The organism is Candidatus Poribacteria bacterium (assembly GCA_021162805.1).
GTDB lineage: Bacteria > Poribacteria > WGA-4E > B28-G17 > B28-G17 > JAGGXZ01.
In genome coordinates this window covers 1-18,410 of the sequence record JAGGXZ010000190.1, presented here as the reverse complement: position 1 = coordinate 18,410, position 18,410 = coordinate 1, and the positions used below count along the sequence as shown (strand labels likewise).

The 18,410-nt window shown below is 53.5% G+C and carries 6 protein-coding genes; 3 read left to right on the top strand and 3 right to left on the bottom strand.

Annotated features, from left to right (window positions below):
• Positions 1-27: 27 nt before the first annotated feature.
• From J7M22_15410 to J7M22_15400, 3 genes are read right to left on the bottom strand one after another with little or no spacing between them, the layout of a single operon-like run.
• Positions 28-1,137 carry a tagatose 1,6-diphosphate aldolase gene (locus J7M22_15410; GenBank protein ID MCD6507994.1) on the bottom strand — a complete coding sequence of 370 codons (1,110 nt, stop codon included), beginning with the start codon at positions 1,135-1,137 and terminating at the stop codon, positions 28-30.
• A 60-nt stretch (positions 1,138-1,197) separates the two neighbouring features.
• On the bottom strand, positions 1,198-2,910 hold the full coding sequence (locus J7M22_15405) for a carbon starvation protein A (GenBank protein MCD6507993.1): 1,713 nt from the start codon (positions 2,908-2,910) through the stop codon (positions 1,198-1,200).
• A 12-nt stretch (positions 2,911-2,922) separates the two neighbouring features.
• Positions 2,923-3,318 (bottom strand): hypothetical protein, encoded by a 396-nt coding sequence (locus J7M22_15400; protein ID MCD6507992.1) that lies wholly within the window; start codon positions 3,316-3,318, stop codon positions 2,923-2,925.
• Positions 3,319-3,585: 267 nt separating this feature from the next.
• Between J7M22_15400 and J7M22_15395 the strand changes: the two genes are divergently transcribed.
• The 3 genes from J7M22_15395 to J7M22_15385 form a co-directional block, all read left to right on the top strand.
• Complete coding sequence (locus tag J7M22_15395) at positions 3,586-8,475, top strand: response regulator (protein MCD6507991.1); 4,890 nt, start codon at positions 3,586-3,588, stop codon at positions 8,473-8,475.
• Positions 8,468-10,102, top strand: a complete 1,635-nt coding sequence (locus J7M22_15390) for a sigma 54-interacting transcriptional regulator (protein ID MCD6507990.1) — start codon at positions 8,468-8,470, stop codon at positions 10,100-10,102. The genes J7M22_15395 and J7M22_15390 overlap by 8 nt, the downstream gene beginning before the upstream one ends.
• Positions 10,103-10,306: 204 nt before the next feature.
• Positions 10,307-18,410: Ig-like domain-containing protein (locus J7M22_15385; protein MCD6507989.1), on the top strand; the 8,104-nt coding region annotated here is incomplete at its 3' end.

Here is an 18,410-nt window from a genome sequence, read left to right as displayed (position 1 = left end):
ACCCCCTTCCCCCTTATCAGATCACCTTTAGTAATTTTTGTACCACTCATCGGAGCCGCCGAACCCGGCGTCGGCATAGCTCTTGAATTTTCTGTGTTCGAACCAGGGTTTGGCGGCGGTATATACCTCGTAGATCTTCTTGAAATTGTTCACCCCGCTGGTCATAAGCCATTTCTCCATGGCCTCCAAATCGGGGTAGAAGTTGACGGCTTCCTTCCAGATCGCCCTTCCACAGAGCAATCCGGATGCCCCCGCTTCGGTGGCGAATTTCACGTTCTCAACGAACTCCTCTATGTCAACGCCTGCGCTCAGGATCACCCATGGTACCTGTGAAGCCTCGTCCACAGCCTTACAGAAATCCTTAACGGCATCGAGGTTATAGACGGGCTCTCTGTCCTTGCCGTCGAAAGTTCCCTTGCAGTATTCCTCCGTATACTTCAGATCGGCGGGGAATTCCAGCTTGAGTATATCGACCTTATATTCGGGCTTTGAGAACTCCTCGGCGGTGCGTCTGACGATCTCCGGTTTGCGTTTGGCGTAAACGGGGGTATCATTTGTGGGTTTAGCCGGATCGGGACTTGCTGCCACCTCATCCTCCAGAAGCGGATAGCCGACCAGTTCGAGGAGGAAGGGGATATCGTACTTCTCGCACTCCTGCCCGACGAACTTGATGAAATTCTGTTGGTGCTCGAGGGTCTCGTCTGACGCTTCGGGACGATAATAGATGAGCAGCTTGATGGCGTTGGCGCCGGCACGAACCGCCTTTTCAACCGACCATCCCTCTATCTGTCTGGATCTGCGTTCAAGCCCGTTGGCGCCGGCCTTTTCATATCCTGTTTCCTCAAACGCCAGGAGCAATCCGACGTCCCTAGGGATATAATCCACCGAATAGGGATAGCCGTAAACCGGATCGGTTAAGGTCGCGCTGGAATACGGCGAAAGGACCTTGGTGATCATCATTTTGGTTTTAGCCAGATCCTCGTACTTTATCTCGCTCGGATCCACCCCTAAGACCTTGGAAAGCATCCTGACCATTGAACCTCGCTGATCAATGGCCATCATCCTGAACTTGCCATCTGAATCTGCAAGAAGCTTTATCTTCCTCTTCTTTCCTGCCGAGATGAGAGTCTGTGACATCTTACCTCTCCTTCTTGGATTTTAGTCTCTTCATCACATTCGAGATTATACCATATTTACTCAGCTATAATCCACCTCATATTTGCCTCTGGTGAGGGCGATGATCGCCTCCACCACCAGCCAGATCATCAGAGCGAAAACCACCCAGCCGACGCAGAAGAGCAGCCAGTTATGCGTCTGATAGAACTTCTGGATGTTCTTGATCATCGCCCAGCCGGTCATGAAGATCATGAAACTCATCGGTATTCCGGTCACCCACGGTTTGGCTTTTCTGAAAGCCAGATAGAGGGTAGTCACCGTGAGCGCCAATCCCGCCAGGAGCTGGTTTATCGCTCCGAAAAGGGGCCACAGGATAAGTGCCCCCTGTCCTCCGGGCTTGACCATCGCGAGGGCGAAGGCCGAGATGACGGCGATCAAAGTGGCGATGTGTTTGCCGGTCAGCCATCCCCATCTGATGCTTCGTCCGAACTCCTGTATGATGTATCTCTGGGCTCTGGTGGCCGTGTCAAGGGTTGTTCCGGCGAAGCTGACAATAAAGACGCCCATGATGGTCATCATCAGTTCACGCACGTATCTGCTGTGGCCGAAGACATATCCGAGCATGTTCGCGGATCCGGTCACGAACGCCCCTATCTTGGCCCCCAGCCCGCTCGCCGCGGCCCAATCCTTATAGTGAGCGGCCCAGGCAGCCGATCCGGCGCTAAGCCCTTTCCCTATAGCTCCGAAACCGGCGGCAGCGGCCAAAATAACCAACGAGGCCAATATCCCTTCAGCGATCATCCCTCCATACCCGATCAACTTCGAGTCAGATTCCCTATCGATCTGTTTCGATGAGGTTCCAGAGGCGACGAGGGAGTGGAACCCGGAGATGGCACCGCAGGCTATCGTTACAAACAGGAAAGGCCAGATCGGAGGTGCTCCGCTGGGCGATGGGTTGATGGCCGGCGCGGCGAAACCGAGATGGGCGGGATCGCGGATGAAAGTTACCACCGCTCCCAGAAAGATCAAAAACATAGCGACCAGAAGCTCATGTGAATTGATATAATCCCTCGGCTGAAGTAGGGTCTCAACGGGCAGCGTGGAAGCGATGTAGGCGTAGATCATCAAGATCACAAGCCAGATCACGACCGCCTGCCCCCCGGGGATCTCCACCGGTATGAAAACACCTATGGCGACCGTGGCGTACATCGCCAGGAGCGCTATCCATGACCATAACTCCAGGCTCTTGCCTCTCCTGAAAACCATATACGAGAGGATCACCGCTATCGGTATCTCCATCCACACGGGGAAAACGGAACTGGGATACATCTTGAACAAAATCCCCATTATCATGGCGAAGATCGCTATGACCACCCACAGTTCCAGAAAGATTATGCTCATGAAGAGATACTTGGCCCTTCTGCCGATGATCTGGGTGGTGATCTCACCTATGGACATCCCCTTATTCCTGAGCGATATGACAAGGGCGGAGAAATCATGCACCCCACCCAGGAAGACCGTCCCCAACGTCACCCACAGCACAGCCGGCACCCATCCCCAGATTATCCCTATGGCCGGACCAACTATCGGACCTAAGCCCGCTATGGAGGTAAAATGATGTCCCCAAACCACCCATTTGTTCGTCGGCACGTAATCCACGTCGTCCCTAAGCTCATGGGCCGGCGTGACCTTGGAATCGTCCAGCTTGAAAATCTTTCGGGAGAGAAATCCGCCGTAGAATTTGTACATGGCGAAGAACCAGACAAGCGAGAGAACGAATATCCCAAAGGCCATATCTCAACCTCCTTAACATGGGTCCAGGCTCATCGCCCTTTTACCGAACTCCCTCAGATCGTAGACCTTGACCTTATAATGCTGGGAGTTCATCCTTTTGATCTTTCTGACCTCGTCCCTGAGCCTATCGGCCCGCTTGAATTCGATTTTCCCCTTAAGGGCAGAGCGGGTCTTCAGGTATTCAAGTACCCTTTCGCCTAGGGGTTTCCTCGCTATCAGGTACACCTTTTTGACGTTCTCATTCTGAGTGTACTCCTCAACGCCCTGAAGGTCAAGTATGCCGATCTCATCGGCGAAACCGACGAAGATCTCCTCTTTTCCCTTCTTTTTAACCCAGAACTTCATATCTTCACCGTAAGGCCGTTGTTCCTCACATATGCTAACATGAGCCGGGATTAATGTCAACATGGGCAATCTGAGTATCCTGACCAGGGCTTTTCAATGATTTGGCATAACCAGGTGTGGTAAGGACATTCCCCTGTGCGTGCCCCTGAATCTGGCAGGCATGGGGGCTTGCCACTACAGCGCTGGCGAAAAGCGTTGAAAACCCCTATATCCTGACATGGACATTTGATTTCATCCGCGAGAGCTGATAAAATTTATTGTGAGGATTTCCACGGTAAGGCGCTAGAGTCCAAATGACGTTTGGAATAATAGAAGGAAATAGGCAGTATCATGCGTGGGTTTTATGTGCTTTTATCAGTTACACTTTGTCTTGCCCTTCAGGACTTATCCCCCGCTGAAACGCGAAACCTCGTGCTTCAATTGGACGGCAAGGATGATTACGTCCAACTGCCCTCCGACATCTTCAACGATCTCTCCCAAGCCACCGTGGAGGCGTGGGTCAAATGGGAGAGGTTCGGGTATTTCTCCCAACCCCTCGGTTTCGGCAACGGGGAGAAATGGCGGGCAATGGCGATAAATAACAACATGTTCGGCTCAGACCTGCAGTACTTCATCTACGACAACCTGAAGTTGAACCTCATCAAAGTGCCCAGTATCCTGAAAACAGGGCAATGGTGTCATATCGCAGCCGTCTCGGGCAGGGGAGGGATGAAGCTATACCTCAACGGGGTCATGGTCGGAGAGCACGAATATAGCGGCAGCTTCTCCTCCATCGGAAATGACGAGCACAACTATATCGGTAGGCCGCTGTGGTCGGCTAATGAGTATTTCAAAGGGCAGATCGACGAGGTGAGGGTTTGGGGCGTGGCCCGCAGTGGGGAGCAGATACGGTCGGATATGTTCCGAAAGCTGAGGGGAGATGAGAAGGGATTGGTGGGGTTATGGAACTTCGACTCTGGGGATGCCCGTGATCTATCGCCGAATGGGTATGATGGCGCGCTGAAGGGAGGAGCTCACTGTGTCGAAGCAGAACTCCCAGCGCCGGGTGATCTACCCCGTCCGGCAGTGCTTTCGGGTAAAGTCACAGATAAGATGGGCTCTCATCTCAGCAAAGCTACGGTTCAACTTGAGCAGGATGGGAGGGATGTGGCGAGCGCCATTACCGATAACATGGGGAATTATCACCTGGTTTTTTATCCCAACTCCAAACCTTACGATCTTTCTGCCACATGGGAGCAGAAAGGGAGTTGGAGGCTTGGGATTCGGGTTCTGCCTGGTGAGCGTCGGGTTCTCAATCTCAGCGTGATGCCGGCAGTTAGCATCTCAGGGGTGCTCCTGACATATGATGATACCCCTCATGGGGGCATAGTGGTACAAGCGGTACGGGCATCTCGTGTCGCATCCACCACATTAAGCGATGAGAACGGTCAGTATCAATTCGTTAATCTAAGGCCAGGGAAATATCGCGTGAGATGCTACACGGGCAGAGGGTATCTATATTATCCGCATACTCTGAGGGTCGAGGGAGGTAGAACGCTTTCAGGTATTGACTTCCGGTTCGCCCCATTTAAGAAGGGTACATGGCACAACTATACATACCTCGACGGATTGGCGAATGATAAAGTCTACGCTATTCAGAGCGATAAAATGGGTAATCTGTGGTTTGGGACTGCCGAGGGCCTCTCGCGCTTCGATGGAGAAAGCTTTGTCAATTTCACGAAAAGGGACGGATTGGTCGCCAACCGGGTGACAACTATCTATGCTGATAAGGACGGCAGTTTATGGTTCGGCACCCGATATGGCGGTCTTTCGCACTACGACGGGGAGAAGTTCCTCAATTTCACCAGGGATAACGGACTTATATCTGATGTAGTTCAGGCAGTATACCGCGATTCTGATGGAAATCTGTGGATCGGTACGGATAAGGGGGTTTCCCGATATGACGGAAAAAGTTGGATCAGCTTCACCGAAAAGGATGGTCTTCCGAATGATAACGTCAGGGCGATCACCCAAACCTCCGATGGGGCGCTCTGGTTTGGGACTTCCAAAGGCCTCGTCCGTTATAATAAGGGCCGGTTCAGGGCTTTCACCTCTGAGGACGGGCTTGTAAGCGAAAACATATATGTCATCTATCGAGATACAGACGATGTTCTGTGGATCGGGACAAGGACAGGGCTTTCACGCTACGATGGTAAAACGTTCGTCAATTTCACAGTTCGAGACGGATTGTCGGATAACCACGTATATGCGATCGCCAGGGGTAAAGATGGAGCCCTGTGGATCGGGACTGATGCCGGCGTATCGCGTTACGATGGCGAAGGTTTCATCAGTTTCACCGCTCAAGATGGCTTGACCTATTCCCAGGTGAGGGCTATTTACTGTGATAGATATGGGAACTTATGGTTTGGAACCTACCGTGGTGGAGTCTCCAGATATGACCCTAATTCATTTGTTAACTTCACCACTCAGGATGGGTTGCCTCATAATAGGATCCTCTCGATCGTCGAGGATAAGGATGGCAACCTGTGGTTCGGCACGAGCGGCGGAGCATCCCGCTATGACGGAAAGAGGTTTGTCAATTTCATCTCCCGGAACGGTCTGCCGAGCGACTCGATCCAGAGCATATATCGAGATTCGGATGGAACGTTATGGTTCGGTACCAATGGCGGAGGGATATGCCGATATGACGGACGCCGTTTTAAGATCCTCAACGAGGGAAATGGGCTACAGTATAATCGGGTTACCGTGATCGATGGTGCACCCGATGGGACGCTATGGGTGGGAGCAAGAACGCGGGGCATCTCTCGTCTGGATCCGAAACAGCTTACTTTCGAGAGACTGGATTTCGGCGCCGATTCGTTGTACTGCCATGTCAGATCCATCTACATCGACCCGGATGGGATACTATGGTTCGGAACTGAGAAGCGAGGGGTGTATCGGTACGACGGGGACCGTATTCTGAATTTCAGGGTGAAGGATGGGTTGCTGAGCGATAAGGTTGAGGCGATTCATCGTGGGATCGATGGAATGCTCTGGTTCGCTACGAGCGAGGGGATCTCCCGCTATGACGGACAGCGCTTCCTCAGCCTCACGAAGGAGGAAGGGTTGCCGGACAACCAGGTTTGGGTGATGTACACCGATTCCAGGGGGAGGCTCTGGCTGGGGACGGATTCCGCCGGAGTTGCCGTCTATGACGGCACGGCGTGGATGTCGCTGAACACCCGTGATGGGCTCGCGAACAACACGGTCTATTCCATCTATGAGGACAGGGAGGGAAATCTATGGTTCGGCACAAACGAAGGGCTTAGCCGTTATCATCCCAGTTTCTCACCCCCTACGGTTCATATCGTTTCGGTGCAGTCAGATCGGAGATACACCGATCCGAGCTTGATTCCGGAGATCACGGCGGGGAGCCGGGTGACGATTGAGTATCAGTCCCTTGACTTCAACACCTATCCGGGAAAACGTCGGTATCTCGTTCAGATCAAAGGGGCTGGAAAGAAAAGGGAATTTATCACCTCATCCCCCTATTTCGATTGGAGGCCTCAGAAGCCGGGCTCTTATCTCTTCGAGGTTCAGGCGATAGACCGGGATCTGAACTACTCCGAACCGGCCCGTATCCCCCTGAAGGTTGTCCCGCCGTGGTATTTCAACGGTTGGATCGTTATCCCCTCGGCGGGGGGTTTTCTGGCGTTGATAGCTATCGCCTCAATTCTGGGCCTCCGTTATTACGCCCAGCGGGGGGTGTCGCGTAGATTACGGACCCGGTTGCTCGAGCAGGAGCGTCGGAAGAACGCTCAACTTCAAAAGGCAAAGGAGGAGGCGGAGGCAGCCAGAAGGGCCGCGGAGAGAGCCAACCAGGCCAAGAGCATCTTCCTGGCCAACATCAGCCATGAGATCCGGACACCGCTGAATGCGATCCTGGGATATACTCAGATCCTCAAGCGTGACTCCAGTCTCTCCCCCTATCAGCGAGCAGCGATTGAAACCATCGAGGAGAGCGGAAACCACCTGTTAGCCCTGATCAACGATGTGCTCGATATCTCTAAGATCGAGGCGGGGCGGTTGGAGTTGCAGGAGGCGGAGTTCGACCTCTTCCGGCTGATCGATGGGTTATCCGTGATGTTCCAGCTTCGCTGTGAACAGAAGGGACTGGCTTGGCGGGTGGAATGGGATGTCGCTCACACACATCCACTGGTTTACGGTGATGAGGGCAAACTCCGCCAGATACTGATGAACCTGCTCTCCAACGCTGTGAAGTTCACGGAATCGGGTGAGGTCGTTCTGAGGGTATGCGAGGAGGGGGAAGGCCTCTTCCGCTTTGAGGTTATCGATACCGGCATCGGCATACCTCCTGAGGAGAGACAGGGGATCTTCGAGCCCTTCTCACAAGGCGTGAACGGCGCTAAAAAGGGAGGCACCGGCTTAGGGCTTGCGATCGTAAGGGAGTATGTCCGCCTGATGGGAGGGGAAATCAGGGTGGAATCCACGGTAGGGCGGGGGTCTCGATTCTTCTTCTCCCTGCCGCTTAGGCTCATCGGGGAAGAACGCTCGAAGCATCTGACTGATTCCGAACGGGTGATGCATCTGGCGGATGGTTATGAGGTTAAAGCTTTGGTCGCGGACGATAACAGGGAGAACAGGGAGGTACTGTCGCAGCTTCTTTCGGATATCGGGGTTTCGGTGATAACGGCCGAGGATGGGAGAGAGACGGTGGAGGCCGCTCGCGTCCATAGACCCGATATCGTGTTCATGGATATACGCATGCCGGTCATGGATGGAATCGAAGCTGCTCGACGCATCCTGGAGTTCCCCGATTCACCTCCCCCCAAGATCGTCGCCGTCTCGGCCTCCGCCTTGATCCACGAGCAGCGCAGATATCTCGAGGCTGGGTTCGACGATTTCATAGCCAAGCCCGTTCGCGCCGAACGGGTCTATGAGTGTTTGGCACACCTCTTGCATGTTAAATATGAGGTGAGGGACGAAATAGCAGCTCTTACTCCCGTGGATCCTTCGAGGATAACCCTCCCGGAGGGCCTTATCTCGCGCCTGAGGGAGGCGGCAGAGTATGGACACGTGACGGAGCTGGAAAGGTTGCTCCAGGAGGTTGAACAGATAGGGGAGGAAGGTGCTCGGTTGGCGGAGCAACTGCGTGAGCTAAGCCGAAACTTCGATATGGAGGGAATCCTAAGCATTTTAGAGGTTGTCCGCCATGAATAGACAGCCTTTGATCCTTATCGTAGATGACGTTCCGGCGAACCTGAAGGTGTTGCGTGATGTTCTGGAGCCAGAGGGCTATAGCATCCTCGGCGCCTCCAGCGGCAAGGCGGCGTTGAGAACGGCAAAGGGCGTCCTGCCGGATCTGATCCTCCTGGACGTCCTGATGCCGGGGATGGACGGCTTTGAGGTGTGCCGCAGGCTGAAGGAGGACGAGACCACACGTCATATCCCCGTGATCTTCGTGACGATGCGGGATGACAAGGAAGGCATCCTCGAAGGGTTCCGAGTGGGCGGAGTGGACTATATCACCAAGCCATATGAGACCGAGGAGGTGCTGCTCAGGGTCAAAACCCATATCGAGATCAAGCTACTGAGGGATAAACTGGAGGAGAGGAACCGCGAGTTGGAGAAACGGGCCGCTGAGTTGGAGCAGGCCAATCGACGGCTTCAACAGGAGATCGCCAGGCGCAGAGAGGCGGAGGTGGCCCGCGATCGGGCGGAGGAGGCCTTTCAGAGGGTGGACGAACATCTCACGCTCATCTCTCAGCGGGAGGCCGAACGTTGGGGGATCGAGAGCTTCATCGGCAAAAGTAAAACCATCGCCGGAATATTGGATGACGTCCGTAAGCTCCAGAGCGTGGAGAGGACGAGCGTGTTGATCATGGGGGAAAGCGGAACCGGCAAGGAGCTGATCGCACGGGCGATACATTTCGGCGGCAAGCGTTCGAAAGGTCCCTTCATCGCCGTCAACTGCTCGACCGTTCCCAGGGACCTGGCCGAGTCGGCCTTTTTCGGGCATGTGAGAGGTGCGTTCACCGGAGCCACCTCCAGCCGTAAGGGATATTTTGAGCTGGCAGATGGGGGGACGCTCTTCCTGGACGAGATCGGCGATATGCCGCTGGATCTGCAGCCTAAGCTGCTGCGTGCCATTGAAACGGGCTTGATCCTCCCCGTCGGGAGCACGCGTGAGAGACAGGTTGACGTGAGAATACTGGCCGCGACGAACCAGAACCTCAAGGCTAAGATCGCCGAGGGCAGTTTCCGGGAGGATCTTTACTTCCGCCTTGCCCGGTTCACCGTTACCATACCTCCTCTGAGGGAGCATAGAGAGGACATACCGCTTCTCACCGAGCATTTCCTGCATATGTTCGCCTCGGAGATGGGGATAAAGGAACCGGCCATCACCCCTGAAGCCCTCTCTTTGCTGGAGAGATACAGCTTCCCTGGGAACGTTCGCGAGCTGAAGAACATCATCGAGCATGCGCTGATTAAGAGCGGCGATGGGGTCATTCGACCGGAACATCTGTACTTCATCACATACGGTGGAATTTCCTCATCCCCCGCCATTATCTCGGCCGGTCAAATCGACGGAGCTCTATCTGATCTCGAATATCTCAGAGAGCTCGTCGTCAAACGGGCTCAAAAACGCTCTTCGGGTGATGGGGTGAGTGACGAGGAGAGGATATTGGAATATGTGGAGAAACATGGGAGCATCAGCAACTCGGAGTGCCAGCACCTGCTTTCGGTAGATCTGCGCCGCGCCTCCTACCTTTTGAACAAGCTGTATGAGTACGGCCTGCTCAAACGCGAGGGGGAACGGCGTTGGGCGCGATATAGGCTCCCTTAACATGCCTATTAACACCTTATTAACATGCTATTCGTGTTTTAATAACATGTTAATAGCGCCCCGCCTTTCCGGAATCGGCGTATATCCTGAATTCCCCTTAGGCATGCACCTTGCTTACCCTAAGCATAAGCGACTTAGCTTGGGATGGCTCATAACCTAGGTATATGAACCATCCCCTTAGCTTCAAAATGGAGGAACAGCGCTATGAAGGTGAATAGGACCGAGGCCTACAGGCATTTATTTCTGGTCTTAATCCTTATCGTCTCAGCGATAGGGACGCTCGGATTTAATCAAGCGCTTGCGTGGGAAACTCACTATCGAGATGAGAATCACACAGATACAACTAATGGCTACTATGATGAGAATGGTGGCATAGTCATAGACAAGGGCCAGTATGATGGAAACAAATATGTGATGGAGGCCAAAGGGCAGGAGTACAATTACTACAAGGAGAACGGCGGCGATTGGCAGTGTAAGGATCTAGGCCACGCCATCCGCCTCTCCGATGCGAAGGTCGCTTATTTCTTTAAAGTGCCGCAGGAGCTATATGACCATAGGCTTATCAAGTGGATTTCGATCGAAATAAAATATGACGGAACAGATTACGGGGATTCGAAGTACGGCAATGAGGACCGTCCGCCGAAGTTTTACGTCAGGGATTTCCGAAATGCGGAGTACGATGAGAAGGGGGAGTTCCTGAACAACATCGCCAACAACGATTATCACTATAAGAGCACAACATTATATGACGTCTACACCGATCAGAGTCAATATCGCATCGGCTCCCCGGACGGCAACAGCCCATATGAGATCCATGTGAGGATTTACGCCCCTGATGGATACGGATCAGCACCTGATGATGACGACGCGGAGATAGATATCGACTACGTTCGGGTCTATCTCCACCTGAGCCAGCAGCACCCACCGCAACTCCGGCTCGTCTCACCCGAGATGGGACCGAACCAAAAGGTGAACGTCCCGCTGGGAGATGAGAGTAGATCTTTCACCATAGAGGCCGATGATCTAAGCGGTTCGGGGTACCCCTACCGTGAGTATTATTGGACCGATCCCGAAAATATACCGCTGGCGACTAATCCTAAACCATCTTTCTCGGATCTCACGTGCGAAACAACTGAGCCCAATATGAGTTACACTTTCAATAAATCTGCCAGCGACTATGTAATCTACTGCTACGTGCTCTACAAGAAAAATTCAAGCTCCACTAAGATGAAGGAGACGATAATATCGGAAATGCTGGAGATCCCCGTTCGCGTCTGGCAACGCCCGACGGTCTCCGACGCACCCCCTCAGGACGTCATCGATTCAGGGGATGTCTTCTGGTATAACGGCAAATACATCGGAGTTGCGGGACAGCCGGTCCGCCTGATGGCGAACGGCGAGGCGAAGAATAGCGTCGATGAGATCGATAAATTCATCTGGAGTTTCGACAACACCGAGCTGGAACAGGGAAGGGATGAGGTGGTCTCCTACACGTGGAACTCAGCTCAAAGCTATCAGCTCAAGTGTAAAGCGGTCACCAACTACGGCATCGAGAGCGAGGAGAAGACCTTTACAGTGGCCGTTTACCCCATCCCCCAACTGGACCCGGGAGGAATAAACGGACAATATTCGGGAAGGACGAATAAACCGATTAGACTTAAGGGTAATCTCACCAACACCACCAGCTATCCAGGCGCCTCTGTGGAGTATCGATGGCGCGTCAACGGCGATATCCCCATCCCGCAGCTCAAGGGCGATGCCGTGGATGAAGGAGATTATATCAGATTGACGGAGGCCCAAAACGGTCAGGTCGAATACGTTAACATGCCTATGAGCGATGACTTCAGCGTGACGGGCGAGTTTTGGTCAGGCGGAGGTAGTCATGCTGACGCCTTCTACGTTTATCTCTGGGCCACCGGTACGCCGACATCGGAAAACGACGCGAAAGGTCAGTATACTATTGCTTTCGACGAGCGGGATGAACAGATCCAGCTCCTCGATAACGGCAGCCGCTTGAAGACTGTGGATCTGACGAAACCGCTCGATAACGCCCAGTGGCGGCCGTTCAGGATCGTGTTCAAGCAGGGGAAGTTCCAGGTCTATATGGATCATAAGCTGAAGCTGGAATATGACGTCGGAGACGCCTATCAAAGCCGCATGAACGATTCAACCCACAACCTGTTCGGCTTCGGCGCACGAACGGAAAACCTGAACAACGAACATAGGGTTAGAAATATGATGTGGACGCCGGGAGAACCCATAGACACGACGGGCAACGGCGAGGCGGAATACACGTGGACCGAGGAGGGAACCCATAAGGCGGCTTTCACCGTCACGGTGACCACTCCGGAAGGGTTGATCCTTGAGAAAACCGGGTTCGTGGATGTGAAGATCGAATCCGGTGTGCCCACGGCGATGCCCGGAGGACCATATAGGGGGGGCATCCAGGGTGGAAACTATTCGCCGATCCAGTTCGAGGGGAACGATCCCGATTTCGTTGAGGCGGACGATATAGGACACATCAAGGACTGGACGTGGTTTTTCCCGGACAACGGTGGCTGTTCGCTGAAATTGAACGGCGGAAATGATCACGTCGAATTGAATAGCTTCAGCGACTTCCCCACAAATGCCATCACGGTGGAATTCTGGATGCGATCGTCGGATAAAGCTAAAAAGGGAACCCCTATCTCCTATGGAAGCGCGGACGATCTCCTGATCTACGACTATGGTGACCTCAAATTCCGCATCGCCGGTGAACAGGTAACGCCCAGCGACAGTTCAACGAAGGTGCCTGTCAACGATGGCAGATGGCATCACATAGCCATAACGTGGCAAAGCTCAGATGGACAGTTCAAACTCTATGAGGATGGCGCCGAGGTTAAGGACTACTCGGTCACGGTCGCTCGGGATGAGACGTTAACCCAGGGTGGTACCCTAATCGTAGGTCAGCCGCAGGGTAGCTTCGGAGAGGCGTTTGTAGGTTTCATAGATGAGGTGATGATCTGGAACGTCGTCCGAACGGGCGACGAGATCCGAAGCGATATGGACGGTGAACTTATCGGTAACGAGAGCGGACTCGTGCTCTATTGGAAGTTCGATGAGGGTGAGGGAGACACCGTTAATGACGAAACTGGGCAAGGACATAACGGATCTCTACTCAATACCGCTGATGCCTGGGCCTCTGAAGGACATCCGGTGGTTGTACATGGCATCTGGAACCCAACGTATGAGTTCCCCGAGCCCGGGAATTATGAGGTGGGGTTGAAGGTGCGCTCCGAGTACGGAAAATGGAGCACGATGGCTGTAACGCGTGTTAAGGCGATCTCAGGTAAGATCGCAGGGTATGTCCGAGCCGCCGACCTGCGCACCCCTGTGAAAGGGGTGCGATTGACGCTCACCTCAAGCCATGTCGATGAAAACGCGCTCATTCGGGCGGCGAACTCCGATGATCGGATGCATGTCGGCTCTGGCTGCATATGGACGGAGACGGACGATAAGGGATATTATGAGTTCACCCACCTGCCGCTCGGGAGCTACCGGATCCGGGCCAGTAAGGGCGAGGGGGACAAAGCTCACGAGTTCAAGAAGGCCGTCCAGGTTGTCGAGCTCACGCTTGATCTGCCGAATCAACTCGCAGTTGACTTCGTTGACCTCAGCGTCTTCTCCGTCGGCGGACGGATCGTCTATAGCATCAAGAAGAACGAGGCTGATGTCCTGGTCAGCGGGGTCAAGGTGACCGCCCAGCCCGTCGGTTCCACCAGCCTTATAAGATCGTTGCCCAGCACGAAATCGCTTTCCTCCCCCGCTAACACGAATTACAGCCTTCCGCTGTTCGCCGGGAAATATCTCTTCCTCGCCGAGAAGGAGGGGCATGATATCCGCCTGGCGGGAACCAATTCGGACGATACGACCCACACACCGCCGGACGGCTATGATCCGGACACGGGCCTCATCACCATCGATAGGGCTCGAACCGATATCGACTTCGTCGATTATACGACCAGGGAGCTGACGGTGATCGTCCAGGACTCCGGCGGGAACCCGATAGCCAAATACCCGGATAACTTCTCCAACGCCGGCGATCCGATCAAGGTCACAGTCGAGGGAACTAACGGGGCGGTGAACGACGAGCCTGTCGTTCAGGAGGGTGATGAGTTAGGGACGCTTAAACTCACGCTTAACCCGGGCAAGTATACCGTATATATCAAGGGAGCTAAGCCGGAGAGAAAAGAGGTGGATCTGACGGGGGAAGATGGCAAGGTCACCATGATCATACCGGTTAGGATAGAACTGGCGGTCTATCCAGATCCTAAGCTATTCGATGTCGAAAGCCAGAAGTTCCTGGAGCTCTTCGGCCTGACCGAAAACGATAACCCTGAAGGATACATGTACTATTATCCGCCCAAACCCCGCTCACATACCTATACCATCGAAGCCACTGCAAATGGACATCCCGTGAAGAATTTCGTCCTACATGTGACTGATAACGTCAGCATGATGACCCCTGATGAGGCGGAGGAACAGAGGATAGAGGTCGTGACCGATTATAAGCCTGAGGGGGATCAGGGCAAAACGGAATACACAATTATAGCAGGATTGCCCAAACAGACGGACGACGACCCGCCTCTTGCGGCGCCGAAGACGGTTACCTTCTGGGCTGAAGCCGAGGGATATGAAGACAGCGATACGGTGACCAAAGAGGTGACCGTGTTGGGGGTGGTCTCAAAAGGTGGAGCAGCAAAGATCGTCTCCGTTCCGGTGGTCAACTATACCGTCCTGCACGATCCTCCAGGGGACCACAGCTATTCTTTCCTGGACGATACGATGACCGTCAAAGGCATAATCACGGATATGCGTATAAAGATCAAGGATAAGGAGATACCGGTTTATCCGTTACCATGGAGCGACGAGCGATCCATAGAGGGTTTCAAGTTTGAGAAATCGCCGGATTCCGAATCCGAATTTAAGGATCTGAAGGATAAGGGGCTTTTAAGCTATGAGGAGCCCGACTCCGTGCAACACAAGTTTATCATAGGCGCCGCTTACGCCGGTGTAACAGGATCAACATTGGTCTTCAGTGGACCTTTATCCTACCTCCTGCTGCTGGCTAAAATAGGTGTGACAGCCTGGGGATTCAAGAGAGGAGATACGATACCAGGTTTCGGGCATTTCGTCCAGTATGAGATCACGCCGAACCGTCAGCTAAGGACGCCTTCCGATGACACCCTACCAGACCTGGTTGGCCCCGGTAAAGGCGATATCTACTTCGGTGAAGGATGGACCTTAGGACTGCAGACCAAATACTTCATGGGCATCCGATGGAACAAGAACGAACGAAAATGGGAACTCTCGACAGAGGAGGTTAAAACATATGACATACTCGATGTTAGCAACCAGTATATCTATACCATCCGGGATATCGAGAACATCATAGATGATCTGCAAAGGACGATAAATGATATCGGAGATGACCCCGATAGGCAGGAGGAGAAGAAGAAACTCCAGAACGCCTATAACACATGGAATACTCTGCTTGAGAATAACCTCGCCTACATCTGGAACAGGGACTACGTCCCATATCTGCACGATCCGGATGAGAGCAAAAGGAAAACGTTCGACGATTTCGCCAAAGATCATAACCTGAAGGATATGGATATGCTCATTTTCAGCGCCGGTCCCGCTTTTGAATATTCCCGTAAGATTCAAGCCGGAGATTTCTCCTATTACTCGATTGACACGAGCGTTGGCTCCTCCACTTCGATAAGCAACTCATCCATCGTCAGCGCTGGCGCCAACTTTTTCGGCTCAGGGGCTTTCATAGAGTTCGCTCTTACCTCATCCGCCGGTCTAACTACCACTCACACGCTTGGCAGAAACTGGGAAGGTGGAAAGGGCACGGAACAGAAAGTTGGGTTCGTTCTCCAGGACGACGACGTAGGAGATAACCTCGCCGTTAGGGTCGGCGCCGATCCCAGATGGGGAACGCCCATCTTCTTCCAAGACCCCGGAAGCTACACATCCGATCCATGGGAGGCGGGCACCAACAAAGCCGTGGACTTCACCATGGAACTCGTTCAAAACACCGCGGATACCTTCGACTATCATGAAGGCGCCCACTATAAGGTTAAGCTTACATACACGGGGCAGCGATCTTTAGAAAACAATGGCTATATCAACTTCATCATGTACGAACGGCTCAACGACGGCGAGGAGGATAACCCCACGGTCAGGTTCAACGGAGATATGGCCCCCTACAGGGTGAAACTCACCAAGCAAGGTTCCATCGCTTACGTTAACGTCTCCGTCTATCCGCCCGAAGCCGACAAAGATAACTCAGGTGAGAAGCAGTACACGGTTAGGATTATCGCTGAGGAGGAGGGAGATCAACACATCAACCGATCGGTCACACTCTACCCGAAGTTCGCCGATCTTAGGGCGCCCAGGGCTGTCGTGGTCGCCCCATATGATGGCGAACGAATCAGCCCCGAATTCTTCCCATCAGATAATCCGTTCAAAATCGAGGTCGTCTCCGAAGACATGGATATCGCTAAGATACAGCTCCAGATCCGATCCAAGCGGCCCGACGGCGTATGGGAGGAATGGTGTGACCTTTCAGGCATGGAGTGGGAGGAAGAAAAGGATAACTCCAACGTCACAGTGTTCGACAGGCTCGACAGAAGACCCCCCAGAAGGGAGTTCACATTCAGGTGGCCGGAGGATCAGATACGGAACCTCGGCGTTGGCGAATACGCCCTGAGAGCTGTCGCCGAGGACAAGGCCTCCAACAAAGACCTTGACCCGCCGTTCGTCACCTTCATGGTGGATGACGCCAAGCCGTCAGTTCTGTGCACCGTCCCCGACTATCAGGCAAGGGATAGCGAGAGGATCTACCACGGAGAGCTCAGCGTCACCTTCACCGATGACATGAGGGCGACCGACTTTTCAGATAGAACCTTCTATGTCACGGATCTCCTGGATGGAGGTAAGATGGTATCTGGATACGTCTCCTACAGCCCAGCGCTCCGAAAAGCCGTGTTCGTGCCCATCACGCCTTTCAAGCCCAATGGTTTCTACCGCGTCGAGATAAAGACGGACGTCCATGACCTTGCGGGAAATCCCCTGGACAACACCTTCATATGGACCTTCCGAACAACCGACGCGCCATTCGAGCCAACATGGTCTCTCAACTGGAGGGTCACCGATGGGGTCACAACCGATTCCAACAACATAGCCGGAGTTGAATACGGAGCTACCGACGGTAAGGATGAAAAGGACGTCAGAGCCGTTCCCGCTCTGACCTCGACCTCCCAATCCCCAATAAGTTTGTCCTTCCTCATTGATGGGGACAAGAAGAACGGGTTTGACCGTGATATCCGCCCCGCAGACGGCAGATTGGCACACCACTGGTTCTTCGTCATCGATAACGCCAAACAGGGGGCCACCGTCACGCTCGAATACCAGCCGTCCGTTAGGCTCACCAAGACGACACGTCAATATCAGATTCTACGATTGGTGGAGTTCGACCAACAGGGGAACGTATCAAACGTCATCACCCTCGATCCAACCCAGGCGCCTACAGACTCCGTCACTGGCGAGATCGGCTACGTGGTGGCATATCAATACACGAATCAGGGCGAAAGCTCCAGATACTTCCGACTGGACGTGCAGAAAGCGGAGTATGTGGCAACGGAATGGGAAAAAGGAACTTCTGGTTGGAAGTTCTTCTCCGTCCCCATAACACCCCAACGGGCTGAACCCTTCGTCAACCTCGGTGATGACATCGATCCGTTCCAGATGTTCCAATACGACACTCAAAGCGGAGGATATAAGGTCTACCCCTATGACATCGGAGAGGTTGCCCTACAGACAGGCCATGGATATTTCACTAGGCTGGCTGAGGACGTGGAGGTCGACGTCGGAGGGGCGATGAATCAGGGCGACGTGACGCTCACGCTCCAATCCCCCGGATGGCACCCCATAGGTAACCCCTTCATCAAGCCCGTCAAGGTATCCGACCTGAAGATAAATGGGGAGCCGTTTGATAACGCAGTTAGCGATGGGATTGTGGAGGGAACACTATACAGATGGAAGATCGTCACGGAGGAAGAGAAGGGTACGAAGAAACAGGCCGGCATAGAGGTATCAGATGAGTATCAGACCGTTTCAAGCGACGATACCCTAGAGCCATGGGAAGGGTATTGGCTTAAGACAAATCAAGCAGATGTGACCCTGACCATCCCCGCACCTGCGGATCTACCCGATCGAGCCCCAACGCCTGATTACCTGAAACCGCCTATGGCACCGATGG